Source organism: Cryobacterium sp. TMT1-62 (assembly GCF_004403145.1).
In the GTDB taxonomy this organism is placed as follows: Bacteria; Actinomycetota; Actinomycetes; order Actinomycetales; family Microbacteriaceae; genus Cryobacterium; species Cryobacterium sandaracinum.
Genome location: NZ_SOGZ01000027.1, coordinates 23576 through 45681, shown reverse-complemented (window position 1 = coordinate 45681; position 22106 = coordinate 23576). Strand labels below are relative to the sequence as shown.

Genomic DNA, 22106 nt, shown 5'->3' with positions numbered 1-22106 from the left:
TTCGACCCGAGTAAACTTGAGGCTCGGATTTCAAAGGGTGTGCGCGTGGTCGACCAGGAGCTTCAACGGGAACAGCAATATGTCGCGAACCTGTATGCGCGTCTCGACGCTCTGCAGCGGGAGGCCGAGCAGCAACTCGTGGCCGTGCGGCGGCTCGACGTGGGCGGCAACCACCAGTCGCGCTCCGAACGAGACACGTTCGCGCGCCTCTACGAAGACCGCATCGTGCAGCTGCGCGAGGTCGACGACCGGCTGGCGTTCGGCCGGCTCGAAGTGGCCGCCGACACCTCTGACTCTGACTCTGACTCTTCCTCTTCTTCCGACTCGACGGATGCCTCCGTCTACCGCTACATCGGCCGGCTGGGGCTGCGCGACGAAGACCTGCAGCCCATCCTGCTCGACTGGCGAGTGCCGCAGGCCAGCGCGTTCTACCAGGCCACCGCGGCGACGCCGCTCGGGGCCCGCGCCCGCCGGCATCTGCTCTCGAAGGGCCGGGACATCGTGCGCATCGAGGACGAGATCCTCGACGCCGCGCTTCTCGAGGACGATTCGGCAACCCAGCACCAGGGGGAGGGCGCGCTGCTGGCCGCACTCACCGCCCAGCGCACCGGGCACATGAGCGATATCGTCTCGACGATCCAGGCGGAGCAGGACCGCATCATCCGTTCAGACCTGAAGGGCGTGCTCGTCGTGCAGGGCGGCCCGGGCACGGGCAAGACGGCCGTGGCCCTGCACCGCGCGGCATACCTCTTATATACGCATCGCGATCGGCTGAAGAACTCGGGTGTGCTCATCGTGGGGCCGTCGGAGTCTTTCCTGCACTACATCGAGGCGGTGCTGCCGTCGCTGGGGGAGACCGGGGTGGTGCTCGCATCCGTGGGCCAGCTCTATCCGGGTATCGAGGCCACCCGAGAGGATGCCCCGGCCGTCGCCGCGATCAAGGGCCAGACCTCGATGGCCCGGCTCGTCCAGCGTGCCGTGCGCTCGCGGCAGCGGGTGCCGGCGTCGGCGCAGGTGCTGGTCGTGAACGGTGACCGGCTCACACTCAAGCCGCAACTGATCGAGACCGCGATTCACCGGGCGCGGGCCGGCGGCAAGCCGCACAACGAGGCCCGGGTCACGTTCGTGAAGAACGCGCTCGCCGCGCTCTCCCGGGAGTGGCTCGCGCAGTTGAAGGACCAGGGCCGGTCGATGGACGACACCGATCTGCCCATGCTGCGCGAAGACCTGCGCCTGGCCGACGACGTGCGGGTGGCGCTGAACACGGCCTGGCTGCCGCTCACCCCCGAGAAGCTCGTGCAAGACCTCTACGCCCGCCCGCAATGGCTGGCGCAGCTCACCCCCACCTGGACGCCGGCGCAGCGCGCGCTGCTGCACCGGCCACGCGATGCCGAGTTCACCATCTCGGACGTGCCGCTGCTCGACGAGGCGGCCGAACACCTGGGCGAGTACAACGTGGTCGACGCAGCCCAGAAGCGCGAGCACAAGGAGCAGCGCAAGCGCGACGTGGAGAACGCCGAGCTGGCGATCTCGAACATGGAGGTGAAGGGGCTCGTGAACGCCAAGGCGCTCGCCGACAACTTCGCCGAGCTCGGCGACCGGGCCACCACGGCCGAGCGCGCCGCGCTCGACCGCACCTGGACTTACGGTCACGTGGTCGTCGACGAAGCACAGGAGCTGTCGCCGATGCAGTGGCGGCTGGTGCTGCGGCGCGGCCCGCTGCGGTCGTTCACAATCGTGGGCGACATCGCCCAGGCGGCGTCGGCCGCGGCCGCGTCGAACTGGCGCGACGCCCTCGAGCCCCTGCTCGGCTCCTCGCTCGAGGCCTCGCGGTGGCGGCTCGAGGAGCTCACCGTGAACTACCGAACGCCGAGCCAAATCGCTTCGGCTGCCGAGTCGATGGCGCTCGCGCACGACCTGCCGATCACCCCGGCGCGGTCGGTGCGGGCGAGCGAGTGGCCGATTGAGACGCTCACGGATGTTGTTTCGGCCGTTAGACGGGAACGCTCGCTGGGGTTGGGTGGCACGGTTGCAGTGATCGTGCTGGAGCACTTTCTGGCTGGAGTTGTTGGTTCGCTGGGTGCTGCGTTCGGTTCCTTGGGCGTCAGTGTCGGTGTCGGGGCTGCGGGGCTGCTCAAGGATGTGGCGGTGCTCACCCCGCAGGATTCAAAGGGGCTGGAGTTCGACGCCGTGATCGTGGTGGACCCGGCGGGGATCGTGGCGGCGTCTTCGCGTGGGGCCGGGGCGCTGTACGTGGCGATGACGCGTCCGACGCAACGGCTGTATCTCGTGGCGACGGGTGAGTTGCCCGCGGGGCTGTAGCGGTGGTTTCGCGGCTCGGTGGTTTCGCTTGTCGGTGGTGGTGCTTGTCGGTGGTTTCGTTTGTCGAAACCCGGCGAGCCATTCTCTGAACCCGCGCCGCGGCATCCGTGCCCCCGCGTTATCTGCGGACTTTTTCGTGACACGCCGTTCCCCGTGGCTGGGGTGACCCGGTCTTTTCGGACGGGGTCACCCCACCCGGGCACATAGGGCGTGTCCCGAAATTCTCCGAGTTAACGTCACGACGGACGCTCCCGCGCGAGCCCCGACGGCTCCCGCCGCCGCGGCACCCGTCTCCCCACACCCAGCCCCGCACCCTGCCCGCACCCGCCCGAAACCCGCCCCGAAACCAGCCCCGCACCCGCCCCGGCTCGACAAGCAGGGCCCGCTGTACACTTTTTAGGGCGTCGCGCATGGGTGACGTCAAGCTCCGGGCCACGACTACGGCCCCGAGTAACTGCAAAGGATCCACACTTCACATGACGACACTTCCCCGCCTGGTTGCCTTCGATCTCGATGACACGCTGGCCGCTTCCAAGTCGCCGCTCGACCCGCGCATGGCCGAACTCATGGTCAACCTGCTCGGGGTCGTCGACGTATGCGTCATCTCCGGCGGGCAGATCGCCCAGTTCCACATGCAGTTGATCGACAACCTCGACACCGTGAGTGAAGACATCCTCTCGCGCCTGCACCTGATGCCCACCTGCGGCACGCAGTACTACCGGCACGCCGACGGTGCCTGGAACCAGATCTACGCCGAGTACCTGACCGACGCCGAGAAGACGGATGCCCTCAACGCCGTCGAAATCTCCGCGCGTTCGCTGGGCTACTGGGAGAGCGACACCTGGGGCCCGATCCTCGAGGACCGCGGCTCGCAGATCACCTTCTCCGCCCTCGGCCAGGCCGCCCCGGTCGCCGCGAAAACCGCGTGGGACCCCACCGGCGTGAAGAAGAACACCCTGCGCGAAGCCGTGCAGGCGCTGCTTCCCGAACTCGAGGTGCGCTCCGGCGGGTCCACGTCTGTGGACATCACCCGGCGCGGCATCGACAAGGCGTATGGCATGAACAAGCTCGCAGCCCTCACCGGTGTGCCGCTCGACGACATGCTGTTTGTGGGCGACCGCCTCGACGAAAACGGCAACGACTACCCGGTCAAGGTTCTCGGCGTCGAATGCGTCGCCGTGCAGGGCTGGGAAGACACCGCCGCGTTCCTTGAGACGCTGATTCCTCAGCTCGAGGCCGCCGCCGCAGCCGCCGCCGCAGCAGCCTCTGCCGCTGCCACTGCCTCCGCCTGACGGATTCCGCTCAGTCGAACCCCGCGACGAAATCTTGCAACCACGGCCGCAGGTCCGGCCCGAGGTCCTCGCGGTCTGCGGCGAGCCGCACGATCGCCTTGATGTAGTCCAGGCGGTCGCCGGTGTCATAGCGGCGGCCGCGGAAGATCACTCCGAACACGCCACCCGTCGCATCCGGGGTCGTCGCAAGCTCCTGCAGCGCATCCGTGAGCTGAATCTCGTTGCCCTTGCCCGGCAGGGTGTGCTCGAGCACGTCGAACACCTCCGGGCGCAGCACATAGCGGCCGATGATGGCCAGGTTCGACGGGGCATCCGCGGCGCTGGGCTTCTCCACGAGCCCGGTCACGCGCACCACGTCGGGGTCGTCGGTGGGCTCGATCACGGCACAGCCGTAGAGGTGGATCTGCGACGGATCGACCTCCATCAGCGCCACGATGCTGGCGTTGCGCGCGCCCTGCTCCACCAGCATCCGGGCCAGCAACGGGTCACGGATGTCGATCAGGTCATCACCCAGCAGCACCGCGAACGGCTTGTCGCCGACGTGCATCTTCGCGCGCAGCACCGCATGCCCGAGTCCGAGCGGGTCGCCCTGGCGCAAGTAGTGGATGTCGGCCAGCCGGGTGGGGAGTCGCACCTTCGCCAGGCGGTCGTGGTCGCCCTTCTTCTCGAGCAGCGACTCCAACTCGGTCATGCGGTCGAAGTGGTTCTCCAACGCGTTCTTATGCCGCCCTGTCACCATCAGCAGGTCGGTCAGGCCGGCCGCGGCTGCCTCCTCGACCACGTACTGGATCGCGGGCTTGTCGACGACGGGAAGCATTTCCTTCGGCATGGCCTTGGTGGCCGGAAGGAAGCGTGTTCCCAGTCCTGCCGCGGGAATGACGGCCTTGGTAATCTCGGAGCTCATGAGACTCAGACTAAGGGCGCAGTGTTGCCGCCGCATCTCCCACCGCGGATCTTTCGGTCTGGCGCCGTGATCTGTCTCGGCCACCGGCCACTGCCCGTGAGGTCACCTGCCGCCTGCTCTGGGCTGCCTTGCCGTACCCCTGAGTCGGGCTGGCAGCTGCGGCTAATTCAGGAGAAACCCGGCCACAGTCATCCGTCTCCCCGGGTTTCCTGGGGCTGTGCCGCGCATCCAGCCCAGATCTCCTGAGTTAGCCACCGGTGAGGCCGGTGCCCGGTGCCTCAGCTGGCATAACTTCTGCAGTTCGCGGCCGGAGGGCCATGCCAGGCTGAATCGGGCACATCCGTCAGAATCTGCAGGAGTTATGCACGCACGTAGGGGGCTAACTCAGGAAAACCAAGCCGGCTGCGGCTTGCGCCCCCGGAATTACGCAACGAATACCGAGGCCCATCCCGGATCTCCTGAGTTAGCCACAGAAAAGGCAAGTGCACGTGCCGACGGGCACCCCGGCGCACACCCGCACCCGACCTGCAGTCCCCGTCAGCGCCCGCGGCCGCCGCGCAACAGAACCAGCCCGAGCACCGTGCCGACGGCGGCCCCGACAGTGTTCGCGACCACATCGGCGAGGGTGGCGAACCGGTCCGGCAGGAAGATCAGCTGCCCGAGCTCGATGGTGCAGCTCGCCGCGAACCCGACCAGCACGGCCAGCCACCACCGTCGTGCGCCGGCCACGAGCACGACGAACAGGCCGACCGGCACGAACAGGGCGATGTTGGCGATGAACTCGACCAGGCCGTAGCGCACCCAGCCGGGCGCGCCGTGTTCCTGCAGCCAATCGATAAGGGCCAGGAGTGAATCGTATGCCGCCCGGTCGACCGGCACCGGCCAGAACGCGATGAAGGCCAGCGCGACCAGATAGGCGAGCATGAGCCAGGGCGCCCACCGGCGCAGCCGGGTGGGCACGGCTCCGCCCGCCGCGGCAGGGCCCGGCGGTCTCGGCGGGGGAGTGCGACTCGCGTCGGTCATGTCTCGCCTCCCGGTACGTCACGGTCGGCAACCGACGGCGCCGGGACCTGACCGCAACACTGTCGATCTATTTACCGTAGACGCATCCGTGCGCGGGGGCTCGCAAATACGCTCTGAGCCGAAGGATGCCCACCGCCGACCACTTCCATTCCGGTCGAGAGTGACCGGTAAAGCGGGCGCTCTCGACCGGAACAGGCACCCTCACGACGAAAGCCGAGCCCCTACCGCCCGGCCGACACCCGCTTCGGCAGCACGAAGACGAGCAGCAGTGCCAGCACGCTGAACGCGGCGCTCACGCCCATCGCCGCGGTGGCGCTGTCGGTGAAGCCGGCGGCGACGGCCTCCGCACCGGGGCCGGCCACGACCAGCGTGCCGAAGAAGACGCTGCCGATCACGGCTATGCCCACGGCGCTGCCGACCCGCTGCATCACGCCGACCACGCCGCTGGCCGCACCGGCCTCGGAGCGGTCCACGGTCGCCACGATGAACTGGGCGTTCGGCGCGATGAAGAATCCGCTGCCGAGACCCGCGATCAGCAGCGGCGGCAGCAGCTCCCAGTTGGTGATCGCCGGGCCGATCAGGAGCAGGGCGAGCCAGACCCAGACCAGGCCGATGGTGACCAGGGACACGCCGATGATCAGCACGGTGCGGCCGAGCCGCTGCGCCAGCCGGTTGCTCTGCGAGGCGCCGATGATGGTTCCGATCGCGAACGGGATCGATACCAGCCCCGACTCGAGGGCGGTGTGCCCGAGGCCGGCCTGCCAGAGGATCGAAATGGTAAAGAAGATGCTGGTGAACGCGGCGAAGTAGACCAGGGCGAGCACGATGCCGCCGGTGAACGCCGGATGCCGGAACAGCCGCGGCGGCACCAGCGGGCTCTTGCCCCACCGGGTGTACGCCACCTCCCAGAAGCCGAATGCCACAATCAACAGCGCCCCCGCCGCCAGGGTCAGGTAGGTCCAGAGCGGCCAGCCCTGGTCCTCGCCCTCGATCAGGGGAATGAGCAGCGCCACGAGCCCGCCGGAGATCAGCAGCAGGCCCACCCAGTCGATGCCGCCGCTCGGGGTGCCCGGGGCACGTTCGGAGCCGGCCGGCAACAGGATCGCCGCCGCGACGAGGGCGACGATGCCGATCGGCAGGTTGACCCAGAAGACCAGGCGCCATCCGTTCTCGTCGCCGAAGGCCTCGATGATCAGGCCGCCGATGATCGGGCCGAGCGCCGTGGATACGCCGATCACCGTGCCCATGATCGCGAACGCCTTGCCGCGGGTGATGGGCGGGAACAGAAGCTGGATCACAGCGGTCACGGCCGGCACGAACATGCCGCCGGCAAGCCCCTGCACGACCCGGGCGATGATCAGCTGCAGATCGTTCTGCGCGAGCCCGCAAGCCAGGCTGGCCAGGGTGAACAGCAGCAGACCGGTGAAGAAGACCCACTTGTGGCCGATGCGGTCGCCGAGCCGCCCGGCCGGGATCAGCGCGATCCCGAAGGCGAGCGCGTAGCCGGAGATGATCCAGGAGAGGGTGGCCTCCGAGGCATCCAGGCTGGTACGGATGGTCGGAAGCGCCACATTCACGATCGTGGTGTCGAGCAGCGCCATGAACATGCCGGCCAGCAGCACGATCAGGGCCTGCCAGGCATGCCGTGGGATAGCGACAGGTGCGGGGAGACCCGGGCTGGAATCGGTCATGACATGATCCTCTCGCGCTTCTGGCCGCGCCGGCTTGGCCGCACCAAACACCAACTACCAAACACCAACTACCAAACACCAACTACCAAACACCAACTACAAAAACCCCCACTCCGAAGAGTGAGGGTTTTGCATATCTGTCGGGGTAACAGGATTTGAACCTGCGACCTCGTCGTCCCGAACGACGCGCGCTACCAAGCTGCGCCATACCCCGATGGCCCGTAAGCCTTGACAAGTATAACCCCCCGGATGCCCTACCACGACCATCCGGTGCCGAGCCTGCCGATACCCCCGCTACGCCGCCGTCAGCGTGAGCAGGGTCGCCTCCGGCGCGCAGGCGAACCGCACCGGCGCGTAGATCGACGTGCCGAGCCCCGCGGACACGTTCAGGTACGAGGTGTGCAGTCCGGAGTCCCAGAGGCTGAGGCCCTTGACCTGCTTGCGTGGGATGTCGCAGTTGGTGACGAGGGCGCCGTACCGGGGAACGCACACCTGCCCGCCGTGCGTGTGCCCGGCCAGGATCAGCTGGGCACCATGGTTGACGAACGAGTTGAGCACCCGCTGGTAGGGCGCGTGGGCGACGCCCACCGTGAGCGTCGACCGCGGCGGGGTCGCCTCCTCGGGGTCGGGCCAGTGCTCCTCCGACAACGGGTCGTTCGCGCGCAGGTCGTCGATCGCCCGGGTGATCAGGTCGAGGCGGTCGAGCCCGATGTGCGGGTCATCCACCCCGAACAGCTCCAGGTGGGTGCCGTTGATGTCGAGCGCGGCCGCCGCGTTGTCGAGGTCGATCCAGCCGAGGTCGCCGAACACCCGGTGCAGGTGGGCGATGTCGAGCTTCTCGTGAAACGCCGAGCGAAGCGTCGACGGGGCACGAAAGTACCGCATCGGGTTCTTCAACTGCGGCCCGTAGTAGTCGTTCGACCCGTTGACGAAGATGCCCGGAATGCCGCGGAACGGTTCGAGGGCATACTCGATCCCGGAAATGCCGTCGGCGTGACCGAGGTTGTCGCCCGTGTTCACGATCAGGTCCGGCGCGAGGTCGGCCAAGCCGCGCACCCAGTCCTGTTTATCCCGCTGCCACGGTGCCATGTGCAGGTCGGAGAGGTGCAGCACCTTGATCGGGGCGGATCCCGGCGCGAGCACCGGAACGAGAACCTCGCGGAGGGTGAACATGCGGCGCTCCACGAGAGAGCCCCAGGCGAACGCGACGACTCCGGCCGCGGCTACCACCCCGGCGCTGACGGCCAGGGAGGTGCCTGCGGAGTTGGCGCGCGTCATCCGTTGCCCCCGCCGTTCGCGTCGGGTTTCGCGTCGGGTTTCGCGCCGGCGGCAAGCTTGCCGACCACGATCGTGACGGCGCTGCCCGCCGCGGCGCCGGAGCCGGCGGTCGGTGTCATGGAGAGCACCGTGCCGACCTGCTTCGGGTCGGTGACGTCCTGCTCCTGCTTGACGATGCCGAAGCCCGCCAGGGTGGAGGTAGCTTCGGCCTCGGTCTTGCCCACGACATCGGGCACGATCTTGAGCGCGCCGTTGCTGGAGTAGACGGTCACGGTCGAGCCGCGGCTGGCGCTGCTGCCGCCGGCCGGGTCGGTGCGGGCCACGGTGCCGGCGGGCATCTCGGAGTCGGTCACACCGCCGTCGACCACGTCGAAGCCGGCCGAGGTCAGGGTGGAGGCGGCTTCGCTCATCGACTTGCCGCGCAGGTCGGGCACGGGAATCTGAACGGCCTGCAGCACCTTGTTGGATGCCTCGGCGAAGGCGTCTCCGCCGTACTTCGCGTTCGCGACGCTCATCACCTCCGGCCACATGCGGTGACGGGCGGTGGCGGCCGTGCCGCCCTCCCAGTCGTCCACGAGACGCTGGTTGATGTCGCCGGTGACGCTGACGACGCCGACCACCGTGGCGACCTTGGTGCTCGCGCCGCTCATCCAGGTGTCCTTGTTGCCGTCGGTGGTTCCGGTCTTGCCGATCATCGGCACCCTCGGGGAGACCGCGGAATTCGACGCGCGTCCCGTGCCTTCGGTCATCACCTTTTGCATGGCATACGTCATGCCGGCGTCGACCTCAGGGGTGACCGCCTGGGTGCACTTGGTCTGCGGCGGGGTCATGTCGACGCCGTCGCCGCCGACGATCCGGTCGATCACGATCGGGCTGCAGCTGAGGCCGTTGTTGGCGATGCCGGCGAAGGCGATGGCCATGCTGAGCGGCGCGACCTCGTTCGTGCCGAGCACGGCCGAGGGTCCCTTGACGAGTGGCTCCAGGTCGGCGCGGCCCACTCCGAAGGCGTTGGCCATGTCGGCGATGCCGCAGAGGTCCAGCTTCTTCGCCATGCCGATGAAGCCGGTGTTGATGGAACCGATTGTCGACTGCAGCGCGCTGTAGTTGGTGCCGGACTCGTTCGCGTCGTTCTTGGGGTTGAAGACATAGCTCTGGTTGCCTTCACAGCTGTTCTTGAACACGCCCCAGTCGCTCTTGCGGCGGGAGTCGACGCGCTCGTTGAGCGTGTGCCCCTGGGTCAACCACTCGGCGAGGGTGAAGACCTTGTAGGTCGAGCCGGGCTGGAACCCGAGCGAGCCGCCCTCGTTGGAGTTGGTGTTGTAGTTGATGCCCGTGTAGTCGTTGTTGTTCTCGGTCACGGCCGGGTCCTGGCTGTAATCCTTGTTCTGGGTCATGGCCAACACTCGGCCGGTGCCCACCTCGACGCTGGTGATCACACCGCCCACGTCCCAGTCCCCGTACTGCTTCGGCACGTGCTTCTTCATGGTGGTCTCGGCGGCGTTCTGCAGGTCGAGGTCTAGCGTTGTGTAGATCTCGTAGCCGCCGCGACGGAAGTTGGCCATGCGGGTGCCTTCGTCTTCGCCAAAGGAGGGGTCATTCTGCAGGGTGTTGACGACCAGGCTGCAGAAGTAGGCGCTGCCGCCGGCTGTCGCACACCCGGTGCTGGGTTCCGTGATGGTCGGCTCGATCACGGTGGCCAGGGCGGCGTCGTGGTCTTCCTGGGTGATCTTCTGATACTTGAGCATCTCGCCCAGGATGTAGTCGCGGCGTTCCTTGTTGGCGGCATACCCGTTGGCGACGCCGTTGGTTTCGCTGTCCGGGTTGTCGAGCTGGAACTTGACCGGGTTGTTCACGATCGCCACCAGGCTCGCCGCCTGCGCCAGTGACAGGCCCGCGGCCGTGGTGTTGTAGTAGTAATTGGCGGCCGATTCGATGCCGTAGACCGTGCCGCCGAAACCGGTGATGTTCAGGTACTGGCGAAGGATGTCGTCTTTCGCGTACTGCTTCTCCACGCCGATGGCGAGGCGCATCTCCTTGAGCTTGCGGTCGGGGGTGGTCTCCGTGGCCGTGTCGTAGCAGCTCATGCGCTTCTTTTCGTCGGCCAGAGCCTCGCACTTCTGCACCTGCACGTTTTTCACGTACTGCTGGGTGATCGAGGAGCCACCGCGCGCGGTGCCGGTGGCCACTGTGCTCACGACGCCCTTGACGGTGCCCTCGAGGTCGATGCCGCCATGCTCATAGAAGCGGGGGTCCTCGCCCGCGATCACGGCATCCTTCACGAACGGGCTGATCGCGTCCCACTCGACTTCCACCCGATTCTGATCGTAGAACGAGGCCAGAAGCAGGGGGCTGCCGTCGGCGTTGGTCGCGTAGATGTTGCTCTTCTGCGCCAGCTGGTCGATCGCGAGGTAGTCGGGGAGGCTCTCGAACATGTTGATCGTGTTCGTGGCTGTCATGCCGGAGAGGGCCAGAGCGGGGGTGACAGCGGCGGCGACGAGGACGCCGGCCACGGCGCTCATCCCGACGAAACCGAGGAACCCGCCGAGCGCTCCACTGACCGTACGATTTTTGGCAGACATACTATTGAGACTAAGTGACAAATCTGAATAACCGCCTGAATCGGAGCCTTATGCCTGCCTGGGAATACCTTACGACGCCGCTGATGATTCACAACACAGCTGCCATTTTGAACAACTGGGGCTCGGAGGGCTGGGAGCTCGTGCAGGTCGTTCCCGGACCCGAGGGTGGGCTTGTCGCCTACCTCAAGCGCCCCGTCGCCACCGAAGGAGCCTGAGGCGTGGCGCAGATCGCTGCCCGACTGGCCGAGCTCGGCATCGAGCTGCCGAGCGTCGTGCCGCCCGTGGCCAGCTATGTGCCGGCCGTGGTCTCCGGCTCGCTGGTGTTCACCAGCGGTCAGCTGCCGATGATCTCGGGGGCGCTGCCGGCCACCGGCAAGGTCGGCGACGGCCACGGACTCGTGCCGGCCGCCGACGCCCAGGACTACGCCCGGCAGTGCGCGCTCAACGGGCTTGCCGCCATCCAGGCCGCGATCGGATCGCTGGACCGAGTGACGCAGGTCGTCAAGGTCACCGGCTTCGTCGCATCCGACCCGTCGTTCATCGGCCAGCCCGGTGTCGTCAACGGTGCCTCCCAGGTGCTCGGCGAGATCTTCGGCGACCGGGGCGTGCATGCCCGCTCGGCCGTCGGCGTCGCTGTGCTGCCGCTGGATTCCCCGGTCGAGCTGGAGCTCATCGTCTCCTTCGCCTGAGCCCCAGAAAGCGGGCAGGCCCACTGGGCCTGCCCGCTTTCGTGTGTCTACTCGGGTGCGTGCCCGAACGAATTGGTTAGACGCTGGTTACTTCAGGGTGGACATGATCGCCGTCATCACCGAGGTGTCAGCGAGGGTGGTGGTGTCGCCGACCTCGCGGCCCTCCGCGACATCCTGCAGCAGACGCCGGATGATCTTGCCCGAGCGCGTCTTCGGCAGCTCGCTCACGATGAAGATCTGGCGGGGCCTCGCGATGGCACCGATTTGCTGGGACACGTGCGCCCGCAGCACGGCCTGGATGTCCGCGTGCGAGGACTCCTCCAGGTGGCTGTACTTGATGATGACGAACGCCACCACCGCCTGGCCGGTCGTGTCGTCGTGCGCGCCGACCACGGCCGCCTCGGCGGTCATCGGGTGCGCCACCAGCGACGACTCGATCTCGGCCGTGGACAGACGGTGCCCCGACACGTTCATCACGTCGTCGACCCGGCCGAGCAGCCAGATCTCACCGTCACGGTCGAGGCGGGCGCCATCACCGGCGAAGTAGCGCGGGTTCTCCGATCCAAACTTCTCCCAGTACGTCTCCTTGAAGCGCTCCGGGTCACCCCAGATGCCGCGCAGCATCGACGGCCACGGTTCGGTCACCACGAGCAGGCCACCGTTGTCGCGGCCCACGTGGTTTCCCTCGTCGTCGAGCACGTCGATCACGACGCCGGGGATCGGGCTCTGCGCCGAGCCGGGCTTGGTCGTAGTCACGCCGGGCAGGGCGGAAATCATGATCGCGCCGGTCTCGGTCTGCCACCAGGTGTCGACCACCGGCGCGACATTGCCGCCGATGACCTCGCGATACCACATCCACGCCTCCGGGTTGATGGGCTCGCCCACCGAACCGAGCAGGCGCAGGCTGGTCAGGTCGAAGCCCTGCGGGATCTGGCGACCCAGCTTCATGAAGGTACGGATGGCCGTGGGCGCCGTGTACAGGATGCTCACCTTGTACTTCTCAACGATTTCCCACCACCGGCCGGGGTGCGGGGTGTCCGGGGTGCCCTCGAAAAGCACCTGGGTGGCGCCGTTGGCGAGCGGGCCGTAGACCACGTAGCTGTGGCCGGTGATCCAGCCGACGTCGGCGGTGCACCAGTAGACATCAGTCTCGGGGTGCAGGTCGAACACGTTCTTGTGGGTGAACGCCACCTGCGTGAGGTAGCCACCGGTGGTGTGCAGGATGCCCTTGGGCTTGCCGGTGGTGCCGGACGTGTAGAGGATGAACAGCGGGTTCTCGGCCGGGAAGCCCAGCGCCTCATGCTCTCCCGCGACCGAGGCGAGCTCGTCGTGCCACCACAGGTCGCGGTCGAACCACTCCACGAAGCCGTCGGTGCGCTTGACCACGAGCACGTTGCGCACGGTGGTCTCGCCGCCCTCCAGAGCCGCGTCGACGGCCGGCTTGAGAGCGGACGCCTTGCCCTTGCGGTAACCGCCGTCGGCGGTGATCACGAGCACGGCGCTGGCGTCATCGATGCGCGAACGGAGGCTTTCGGCGCTGAAACCGCCGAAGATGACCGAGTGCACTGCGCCGATGCGGGCCACGGCGAGCATCGAGATGACGGCCTCCGGGATCATCGGCAGGTAGATCGCGACGCGGTCCCCGGCATTCACGCCGAGTTTTGTCAGCACATTCGCAGCACGCTTCACTTCGGCAGTGAGCTCGGCATATGTGATGTCGCGGGAGTCTCCCGGCTCACCCTCGAAATGCAGCGCGACCCGGTCGCCGTTGCCGGCCAGCACGTGCCGGTCGAGGCAGTTCCAGGCCACGTTCAATTCGCCGTCTTCGAACCATTTGGCGAACGGTGGATTGGTCCAGTCCAGGGTTTTTGTGAACGGCTTATGCCAGTGCAGAAGCTCGCGGGCCTGATCAGCCCAGAATTTCAATCGGTCGTCCGTGGCGTCCTGATAGATCTGCGGCTTCGCGATGGATTGTGCGGCAAATTCCGGTGTCGGCGGGAATCTGCGGGATTCATGGAGAAGGTTATCGATCTTGACGCTCATACGTATGTCGCTCCTTTGCGATGCGCTGCGTGTATCGGGCGCGTGAACCAGCCCCTCCTGAACCCTACACGGCGACATGTGTCGCCCAGGTTGCGCGGAATTGCGGCGAGTTCCCACCCCCAATTGTGGTCTCATCAGGCACCCGGGTTCTGTGTCCTCATTTATGAGGACACGGGGGACTTGCGCATCTGTAATTCCCCTTGTACATTTGTCTTTGTCTGAACGAAAGTTTTGACCTGCGGTGTGTCTGGTTCCCCCCAATCAGCGCACTGCCGAGGCGGCACCTGTTCCCCCCAATAGGTGCCGCCCCCCTTTTTAACCTTTGGTTTTTCGCGGTGGTGCGTCCCGGTCCTCCCCAGCCAGCGGTCGGCCCGGGTTCTCCTCGATCCGGCGCAGGGGCCGGATGCGCTTCCACCGCCGATCTAACGTCGGGGCATGCCCGAGCCGTTCGTCGCCGTCCCGTCGTATGGCAGGTCCGTGCCTGTCCGCCCTCCCAACGGTGCTCCCGACCGCCGCACGGATGCCCGGCCGCCCGGTGCGCTCAGCCCCGGTGCTCTCAGCCCCGGTGTGCTGCCGGCGATCCGGCCCCTCGACGTGTTCGTGCTCGGCCCGCTCGCCGAATTCGCCGCCGACGGCGAGGTCACCGATCTGTTCGTCAACGGCGCCGCCGGGCTGTGGGTGGATGCCGGCCACGGACTGCTGCACGCCCCGCAGTGGAGCTGCCCGGAACCGGCTGTGCGGGAATTGGCGGTGCGCCTGATCGCCCTCGGCGGGCGCCACATCGACGAGGCCAGCCCCTGCGTCGATGTGCGGCTGTCCGACGGCATCCGGGTGCATGCGGTGCTGCCGCCGGCGTCGAGCACGGGCACGCTGCTGTCCATCCGGCTGCCTCGCGCCGAGCGCCTGAGCCTCGCCACGCTCGCCGCCGGGGGTCTGTTCGGGGTGGGGGAGGCATCCGTCGCCGTCGCTGACCGGCTGCGCGTGGCCGTGCACCGGCGCGAGAACCTGCTCATCACGGGAGCCGCCGGCAGCGGCAAGACCACCCTGCTCGCGGCGCTGCTGGGCGAGGCACCGCCTGGGGAACGCATCGTGGCCATCGAGGACGTCGCCGAACTGCGCATAGACCACCCGCATGTCGTGGCGCTCGAGGCACGGCAGCCGAACCTCGAGGGTGCCGGCCGGATCGGCCTGGAGAGTCTCCTGCGCGAGGCGTTACGGATGCGCCCCGACCGGCTGGTGCTCGGCGAATGCCGCGGTGCCGAGATCCGGGAGCTGCTGGCCGCGCTCAACACCGGCCACGACGGCGGCGCCGGTACCCTGCACGCGAACTCCCTGCACGACGTTCCGGCCCGACTCGAGGCCCTCGGCGCTCTCGCCGGACTAAGTCCGGAAGCGGTGGCGCGGCAGGCGGTGAGCGCGATCGGGCTGGTGCTGCACCTCGAGCGCCGCGAGGGCCGCCGTCGGCTCGCTCCGCTCGGCCGGTTCGCGCTGGACGCCCGGGATCGCCTGCTGGTGATCGCCGCGGCCCCGGGGAACCGCTGGGCCCCGGGGGAGTCCGGCCCGCCCAGACCGGTCCGCACACACGGGCGGCGGGCCGCCGCGGCCGCCGAGACTGGAGAGTCGGAATGAGAGTCGGCACGAGACTTGGCAGGAGACTCGGCACGTGGCTCGGCGTGAAACGGCGGCACGGTCCGCCCAGCCCGGCCATCGAGGAGGTGGCGCAGGTGACCCAACGCATCGCGGTTCTCCTCGCCGCCGGCGTCTCCCCGGCATCCGCGTGGGCCTACCTCGAACCCGTCGCTTCGCACCCCGTCGGCGAAAAGTCTCTGTCGCCGACACCGCCCTCTTCGGGGGCACAGATCATCCGGGCGGCGGCCGACGCCGGGCGCCGCGGCGACAACATCGCCGACGCCGTGGCCGCCGAGGCCCGCGCACTCGGCGGCCAGATCGGCGCCGCCTGGCTGGGCCTCGCCGCGGCCTGGCAGGTGGCCACCCAGGCCGGAGCGCCGCTGGCCTCCTGCCTGCGGCAACTGGCGTCATCCTTCCGGGACCTCGGCCAGTTGCATGCCGACCTCGCCGTGGCGCTCGCCGGCCCGAGCGCCACGGCACGGATGGTCGCGTTCCTGCCGGTCGTCGGTGTGCTGTTCGGCAGCCTTCTGGGCTTCAACACGCTGCAGACGCTATTCCTCACCGCACCCGGCTGGGCCTGCCTCGCCGGCGGCGGCGCCCTCATGCTGGCGGCGGACCGCTGGAACCGGCGGCTCGTGCACTCCGCCCGGGCACGGGACCCGACCCCCGGGCTCGAACTGGACCTCACCGCCATCGCCATGACCGGCGGCGGCTCCGTCGACCGCGCCCGGACCCTGGTCGACGCGGCGGCAGAGCGGTTCGCCCTGCACCGCGCGGACTCGGCGGCCAGCATCGACCGGGTGCTCGCTCTGTCGGTGCGCGCCGGCGTTCCCGCCGCGGAGCTGTTGCGAAGCGAGGCCGACCAGCTGCGTCGGCAGGCCCGCAGCGACGGCCAGCACCGGGCCGCCACCCTCGCGGTCACGCTCATGATCCCGCTCGGGGTGTGCGTGCTGCCCGCATTCATGCTGGTCGGAGTTCTGCCGCTGTTGATGACCGTCCTCTCGTCCACAGTGCTCGTTTTCTGAAGTTCTGCACCGAAGCGAGCGGCTGTCGGTGTTCCGCCCTCGCCCGCGCCAGTCTGAGACCACTCGTGCCGCCCACACACCGCGTCGCCCGACGCGAGAAGGAGACGAACGAATGCCCACCATCGAACCGACCACCGATTCTGCCCTGACACCGACCACCGATCAGGCCGCCAAACCGACCAGGGGTCAGGCCCTGCGACCGACCGTTGAACCGGCCACCGACGAGGTCACCAACCTGACCAGGAACCTGATCGCCGAGCGCGCCACCGGCACGATCGACGCAGCGACCACCGGCCCCGGCCTCGGCCACGATTCTCTGCGCAAGGCGGCACCGGCACCCCGGCTTCCGCGCCCCGACCGGTTCCGGCTGCCGCGCGGCCTGCGCGCCGAGACGGGTGCAGCCACCGCCGAATACGCCGTCGCAACGATGGCGGCGGTCGGATTCGCCGGCCTGTTGATCGTCATCCTGCGCGGCGACGAGGTGCGCGGCATCCTGACCGATCTGGTGCGCAATGCGCTTTCCGTGGGGTAGCCGCCGGCCCGACGTGCACTCCGACGGGCACTCCGACGGGCACTCCGACGGGCACTCCGACGACGCCCCGAGCGCCCGAAGCCGCGCGCGGCGCCGCCCCGGCCCCAGGGACCGCCCCCGCGACCGCGGCAGCGTCACCGCCGAGTTCGCGACGGTCGTTCCGGCTGTACTGCTCGTGCTCGCCTGCTGCCTGGGCGCCCTGCAGGTGATCGGCCAGCAGGTGCGCCTCACGGATGCCGCGGCCGATGCCGCCCGGTCCCTCTCCCGCGGCGACAGCGTCGACCGGGCCTCTGGGCTGGTGCAGCGGGCGGTGCAGGGGGCCTCGATGACCCCGGAGCGCCGGGGTGAGTTCGTCTGCGTGAACCTGCGCGCACCGAGCTCGTTCAGCGATTCGCGGCCTTCGGCCTCACGCTCCGGGCCGGGTCCTGCGCGCTCGGCGGTGGCCGGTGAGGCCCCGCCGGGGGAGGTCCCGGACGCTGACTTCCCGGGCTCTGCGGCGGCGGACCGTGACTCGCCGGGCTCTGCGGCGGCGGCACTGGTCAGCACCCGAGCGCGGCTCGGGTACGGTGCTAGCTGTCGGGGTGCTGGGCGCGGTCATGCTCCTGACGGCGGTGCTGCTGCCGCTGTTCGCCGCGCTGGTGGTCGGTCAGGCGGTGCAGGGGGCAGCGGATGCCGCGGCGCTCGCCGCCGCCGACACCGCCTCGGGCGCCGTGGCCGGGATTCCCTGCGCGGCGGCGGCCGAAGCCGCGAGGCTGAATGGGGCATCCGTCACCGTCTGCACGGTGGAGGGATTGATCGCATCGGTGACCGCGGTGCGCGGCTACCTCGGGTTCGAGCTGGGCGCGCAGGCACGGGCCGGGCCGCCCGATTCGCCCGGCGGCCCCGCCGGCTGACTTCGTCTCAGCGGGCGCGAAAGCCACGGGCGGCTCAGTCGAAGAGGGCCTCGATGTAGCGGTAGTCCACGGCGGTGGGTCGAGCCGGGAATGTGCTGGAGTCGAATTCGAGGCCGGAGCCGCGTAGATAGAGGTAGCGCTTGTTGCCGTCGGCAGGGATCTCGAGTCGCGGCCGCGGATCGCCGGATTCCAGGAACCGGGTGGTGACTGTCTTGCCTTGGAGGGGGCCGTCCGTGAGCTTCGCGGTGTACGTGCCCGTCGCTGAATTCGCCATGCTCCAATTGTCTCCGCCAGCGCAGGCCTGGCAACCCCCAATGGTCTCGCGCGGCGTGGTCGATTAGGCAGGCACCATATTGAAGTGTGTATGGTGTGCCATGGCCCACTTGGACCCGTACCTATAAAGAGGAGTCTGGTGCCAGGCACTAAGAAGCTGGTCATTGTCGAATCGCCGACGAAGATGAAATCGATCGCCGCGTATCTGGGCGACGGCTACGAGGTCTTGTCCTCGGTCGGCCATATTCGCGACTTGATCGAGCCCAAGAACCTGCCACCCGAACTAAAAAAGGGTCCGCTCGGCAAGTTCTCGGTCGACGTGGAAAACGGTTTCGAGCCGTACTACGTCGTGTCCGACGCGAAGAAGAAGACCGTGGCCGAACTCAAACGGGCCATGAAGAACGCCGACGAACTCCTGCTCGCAACTGATGAGGACCGCGAAGGCGAGGCCATCGCTTGGCACCTGCTGCAGGTCCTCCAGCCCAAGGTGCCGGTCAAGCGCATGGTCTTCCACGAAATCACCAAGGAAGCCATCCTTCAGGCGAAGGACAACACCCGCGACCTCGACACCGCCCTCGTCGACGCGCAGGAGACCCGGCGCATCCTCGACCGCATCTACGGCTACGAGATTTCCCCCGTGCTTTGGCGCAAGGTCGGTCCGGGCCTGTCCGCCGGCCGCGTGCAGTCCGCGGCCACCCGCCTCGTCGTCGAACGCGAACGCGAGCGCCTCGCGTTCGTGTCGGCCGGCTATTGGGACCTCATCGCCCAGCTTGCTACCGGCGCGTCCCGGGCGGATTCCGCATTCCAGTCGAAGCTCGTGCGCCTGGGCGGAGAGCGCATCGCCTCCGGCGGCGACTTCGACGACCTCGGCCGGCTGAAACCCAAGGTGACGGCGGTCACGCTCGACGAGGCATCCGCCCTCGCCCTGGCCACCGCCCTCAAGGAACCATCGGTCGCCCTGACCGTGACGAAGGTGACCGCCAAGCCCTACCGTCGTAGCCCGGCCGCGCCCTTCACCACCTCGACCCTGCAGCAGGAGGCGGCCCGCAAGCTGCGCTTCACCGCCCGCCAGACCATGAGCGTGGCCCAGTCGCTCTACGAAAACGGGTACATCACCTATATGCGAACCGACTCGCCGTCGCTGTCGCAGCAGGCGATCACGGCCGCGCGCACCCAGGCGGCGGCGCTCTACGGCCCCGAAACGGTGCCCGACAAGCCCCGCCTGTACAAGGGCAAGAGCAAGAACGCTCAGGAGGCGCACGAGGCGATCCGTCCGTCCGGCGACACATTCCGCACCCCTTCGGCGCTCGCATCCACTCTGCGCGGCAACGACTTCAAGCTCTATGACCTGATCTGGAAGCGCACCGTCGCCTCGCAGATGGCGGATGCGACCGGCTCGACCGCGTCGGTGACCATCGCGGCCGGGCCGACCGGCACGTCCACGCACCCCGCGACATCCGGGGTGCTCGCGGAATTCGCCGCCAGCGGCACCGTGATCACGTTCCGCGGCTTCATGCTGGCCTATGAGGAATCCCGTGACGAGGAGCGCAACGCACCCACCGACGCCACCGAGTCCAAGCTGCCGCCGCTCGAAGAGGGCCAGAAGCTGACCCTGCTCGACGTGGAAGCCAAGGGCCACGAGACCACCCCGGCCGCCCGCTACACCGAGGCGAGCCTGGTGAAGAAGCTCGAGGAGCTCGGCATCGGCCGCCCCTCGACGTACGCGTCGATCATCTCCACGATCACCGAGCGCGGCTACGTCACCCCCCGCGGCCAGTCGCTGGTGCCCAACTGGATCGCCTTCTCCGTCGTTCGCCTGCTCGAGGAGTACTTCTCCGACCTGGTCGAATACGACTTCACCGCCGAGATGGAAGACGACCTCGACCGCATCGCCGACGGCAAAGCCGACCGGGTGGACTGGCTGACCAGCTTCTACTTCGGTTCCGACAAGCACCGCGGCCTGCGCCAGGTCATCGACAACCTCGGCGAGATCGACGCGCGCTCGATCAACTCGATGCCCATCGGCGACGACATCACCCTGCGCATCGGCAAGTACGGTCCCTACCTCGAGGTCATCGACCCGGGCGCGGCACCGGATGCCCCGCCGCGCCGGGTGAACATCCCGCCGAACCTGGCCCCCGACGAGCTGACCCCGGCGAAAGCCCGCGAACTCATCGACGCGCCGGTCATCACCGACCGCGTGATCGGCGAGAACCCGGAGAACGGCAAGCGGATCGTGGCGAAGGACGGCCGGTTCGGCCCCTACGTCACCGAGCTGGAGCCCGAGGTCGAGGTCGTCGAACCCGGCGAGACCATCGACCCGGTCACCGGCGAGGTGACCCTGCTTGCCGATTCGGCCGCCGCCGAGGCTGCCTCCACGACCAAAACGACGGCTGCGGCCGCGAAGCCCAAGCGCAAGCCCCCGGCGAAGAAGGTCGCCGCGGTGAAACCGCGCACGGCCTCGTTGTTCAAGACCATGGACCTCGCAACGATCGACCTCGACACGGCCCTGCATTTGCTCGCCCTGCCGCGCGTGGTCGGCCTCGACCCGGAGACGGGCGCGGAGATCACGGCCCAGAACGGCAAGTTCGGCCCGTATCTCAAGAAGGGCGTGGACACCCGGTCACTGACCAGCGAGGACCAGATCTTCGAGATCGATCTGGCCGGTGCGGTCGACCTGTACGCACAGCCCAAGTACGGCGCCCGGCGGGCGTCGAGCGCGCTCAAGGAGTTCGAGGCTCCCGACCCCGAGAGCGGCAAGGCGATCAAGATCAAGGACGGCCGGTTCGGCGCCTACGTCACCGACGGCATCACCAACGCCACCATCCCGAAAGCCGAGACGGTGGAGGAGGTCGACTTCGACCGCGCCGTGCAGCTGCTCGCCGACAAGCGCGCCAAGGGCCCGGCCGTCAAGAAGGCGCCGGCGAAGAAGGCCCCGGCCAAGAAGACGGCGGTCAAGAAGGCCCCGGCGAAGAAGACGGCGGTCAGGAAGGCCCCGGCTCGGAAGTCGGCCGTCAAAAAGCCGACTCCGTCGGGTGCCACCACGACGGTGCGCGCTCAGCGCACCCCGGCTCAGAAGGCCGCGACGGCGGCCAAAGCTGCGGCGACCCGGGCGGCCACCGCGGCCGCGAAGGCCGCGACCCAGGCGTCGTCGCTGTCGTGACCCGAGAAGTTCCGGAAGCCGTGACCGGTCCCGCCGCTGCCGGGCTGTTCATCACCCTCGAGGGTGGTGACGGGAGCGGCAAGACGACCCAGTCGGAGCTTCTCACCGACTGGCTCCGGCAGAGCGGGCGCACCGTGCTGCGCACCCGCGAGCCCGGCGGAACGGATGTCGGCGGCGCCATCCGTGAGATCGTGCTGCACCACCGCGGTGAGATCGCACCGCGGGCCGAGGCGCTCCTCTACGCCGCCGACCGGGCCCAGCACATCGCGACCGCGGTGCGGCCGGCGCTCGCCCGAGGCGAAGTGGTGATCCAGGACCGCTACCTGGACTCATCCGTCGCCTACCAGGGTGCCGGACGGGTGCTCGACGCCACCCCGGTGCGTGATCTGTCGCTCTGGGCGGCGGAGGGACTGTTGCCCGCGCTGACCGTGCTGCTCGACCTCGACGAGACCGTGGCGCGCGGCCGCCTCGACGCTGAGAACAAGCCCTTCGACCGGCTCGAGGCGGAGAAGAGCGACTTTCACCGCCGGGTGCGCGCCGCGTTCCTCGCCCTGGCCGACGCCGAGCCGGAGCGGTTTCTGGTCGTGGACGCCGGGCGTCCGGTGGCCGAGATCGCCGCCGTCATCCGCGACCGGGTCGCCGCGCTGCTCTAGAGGCGAAGTGAACGGATGTCCGAGGCCGCTGCGGCCCGGCGGTCCGCCGCTGCGGCGGCATCCGTTTCACGCGCGGGCTCGCCGTGCGCCGTGCGCCGTGCGAATTCGACGGAGATT

Annotated in this window: 17 protein-coding genes, 1 tRNA gene and 1 pseudogene; 11 read left to right on the top strand and 8 right to left on the bottom strand. The window is 68.4% G+C overall.

Going from position 1 to position 22106, the window contains the following annotated elements; genetic code table 11:
- The first annotated feature begins 39 nt into the window (after nt 1-39).
- Complete coding sequence (locus E3T34_RS07380) at nt 40-2322, top strand: ATP-binding domain-containing protein (protein WP_134342600.1); 2283 nt, start codon at nt 40-42, stop codon at nt 2320-2322.
- Nucleotides 2323-2798: 476 nt separating this feature from the next.
- The gene (locus E3T34_RS07375) at nt 2799-3614 is read left to right on the top strand and encodes an HAD-IIB family hydrolase (protein WP_134342599.1); all 816 of its coding nucleotides are present in this window, start codon (nt 2799-2801) and stop codon (nt 3612-3614) included.
- Between the two features lie 10 nt (nt 3615-3624).
- Here the strand turns inward: E3T34_RS07375 and E3T34_RS07370 are convergent, their stop codons facing one another.
- The 6 genes from E3T34_RS07370 to E3T34_RS07345 form a co-directional block, all read right to left on the bottom strand.
- On the bottom strand, nt 3625-4518 hold the full coding sequence (locus tag E3T34_RS07370) for a UTP--glucose-1-phosphate uridylyltransferase (protein WP_134342598.1): 894 nt from the start codon (nt 4516-4518) through the stop codon (nt 3625-3627).
- Nucleotides 4519-5055: 537 nt separating this feature from the next.
- Nucleotides 5056-5442, bottom strand: coding sequence for a VanZ family protein (locus E3T34_RS07365; RefSeq protein ID WP_370327361.1), 387 nt, complete (start codon nt 5440-5442; stop codon nt 5056-5058).
- A gap of 320 nt (nt 5443-5762) precedes the next feature.
- On the bottom strand, nt 5763-7232 hold the full coding sequence (locus tag E3T34_RS07360) for a DHA2 family efflux MFS transporter permease subunit (protein WP_134342596.1): 1470 nt from the start codon (nt 7230-7232) through the stop codon (nt 5763-5765).
- A gap of 140 nt (nt 7233-7372) precedes the next feature.
- Nucleotides 7373-7446: transfer RNA gene (locus E3T34_RS07355), tRNA-Pro, on the bottom strand.
- Nucleotides 7447-7526: 80 nt separating this feature from the next.
- On the bottom strand, nt 7527-8510 hold the full coding sequence (locus E3T34_RS07350) for a metallophosphoesterase (protein WP_104099394.1): 984 nt from the start codon (nt 8508-8510) through the stop codon (nt 7527-7529).
- A complete protein-coding gene (locus E3T34_RS07345; RefSeq protein WP_134342595.1) occupies nt 8507-11089 on the bottom strand; it encodes a transglycosylase domain-containing protein in 2583 nt (860 codons plus the stop codon). Before E3T34_RS07345 ends, E3T34_RS07350 begins: the two co-directional genes overlap by 4 nt.
- A gap of 50 nt (nt 11090-11139) precedes the next feature.
- Between E3T34_RS07345 and E3T34_RS07340 the strand changes: the two genes are divergently transcribed.
- Entirely contained in the window at nt 11140-11304 is a 165-nt protein-coding gene (locus tag E3T34_RS07340) for a DUF4177 domain-containing protein (RefSeq protein WP_134342594.1), read from the top strand.
- Nucleotides 11305-11307: 3 nt separating this feature from the next.
- Nucleotides 11308-11778 carry a RidA family protein gene (locus E3T34_RS07335; RefSeq protein ID WP_134342593.1) on the top strand — a complete coding sequence of 157 codons (471 nt, stop codon included), beginning with the start codon at nt 11308-11310 and terminating at the stop codon, nt 11776-11778.
- A gap of 87 nt (nt 11779-11865) precedes the next feature.
- Here the strand turns inward: E3T34_RS07335 and acs are convergent, their stop codons facing one another.
- Nucleotides 11866-13821: an acetate--CoA ligase gene (gene acs, locus E3T34_RS07330; protein WP_104099397.1), complete on the bottom strand. Its 1956-nt coding sequence runs from the start codon at nt 13819-13821 to the stop codon at nt 11866-11868.
- 435 nt (nt 13822-14256) lie between these two features.
- Here acs and E3T34_RS07325 point away from each other — a divergent pair, with 435 nt between their 5' ends.
- The 5 genes and pseudogenes from E3T34_RS07325 to E3T34_RS07305 all read left to right on the top strand — a co-directional run bounded on the left by E3T34_RS07325 (nt 14257) and on the right by E3T34_RS07305 (nt 17900).
- Nucleotides 14257-15450 carry a TadA family conjugal transfer-associated ATPase gene (locus E3T34_RS07325; protein ID WP_104099398.1) on the top strand — a complete coding sequence of 398 codons (1194 nt, stop codon included), beginning with the start codon at nt 14257-14259 and terminating at the stop codon, nt 15448-15450.
- Between the two features lie 95 nt (nt 15451-15545).
- Nucleotides 15546-16475 carry a type II secretion system F family protein gene (locus E3T34_RS07320; protein ID WP_233191126.1) on the top strand — a complete coding sequence of 310 codons (930 nt, stop codon included), beginning with the start codon at nt 15546-15548 and terminating at the stop codon, nt 16473-16475.
- Nucleotides 16476-16842: 367 nt separating this feature from the next.
- Entirely contained in the window at nt 16843-17007 is a 165-nt protein-coding gene (locus tag E3T34_RS07315) for a DUF4244 domain-containing protein (RefSeq protein ID WP_233191137.1), read from the top strand.
- Nucleotides 16988-17323, top strand: a pseudogene (locus E3T34_RS16810) (TadE family type IV pilus minor pilin); the annotation flags it as partial. The gene E3T34_RS07315 and the pseudogene E3T34_RS16810, both read left to right, overlap by 20 nt.
- Before the next feature lie 190 nt (nt 17324-17513).
- Entirely contained in the window at nt 17514-17900 is a 387-nt protein-coding gene (locus E3T34_RS07305; protein ID WP_241973128.1) for an Rv3654c family TadE-like protein, read from the top strand.
- A gap of 34 nt (nt 17901-17934) precedes the next feature.
- Here E3T34_RS07305 and E3T34_RS07300 read toward each other — a convergent pair whose 3' ends face one another.
- Nucleotides 17935-18174 carry a hypothetical protein gene (locus E3T34_RS07300; RefSeq protein ID WP_134342591.1) on the bottom strand — a complete coding sequence of 80 codons (240 nt, stop codon included), beginning with the start codon at nt 18172-18174 and terminating at the stop codon, nt 17935-17937.
- A 138-nt stretch (nt 18175-18312) separates the two neighbouring features.
- Here E3T34_RS07300 and topA point away from each other — a divergent pair, with 138 nt between their 5' ends.
- Both topA and tmk read left to right on the top strand, forming a co-directional pair.
- Nucleotides 18313-21336 (top strand): type I DNA topoisomerase, encoded by a 3024-nt coding sequence (topA, locus tag E3T34_RS07295; RefSeq protein ID WP_104099402.1) that lies wholly within the window; start codon nt 18313-18315, stop codon nt 21334-21336.
- Nucleotides 21333-21989: a dTMP kinase gene (gene tmk, locus E3T34_RS07290; RefSeq protein WP_233191130.1), complete on the top strand. Its 657-nt coding sequence runs from the start codon at nt 21333-21335 to the stop codon at nt 21987-21989. The genes topA and tmk overlap by 4 nt, the downstream gene beginning before the upstream one ends.
- Nucleotides 21990-22106: the final 117 nt, after the last annotated feature.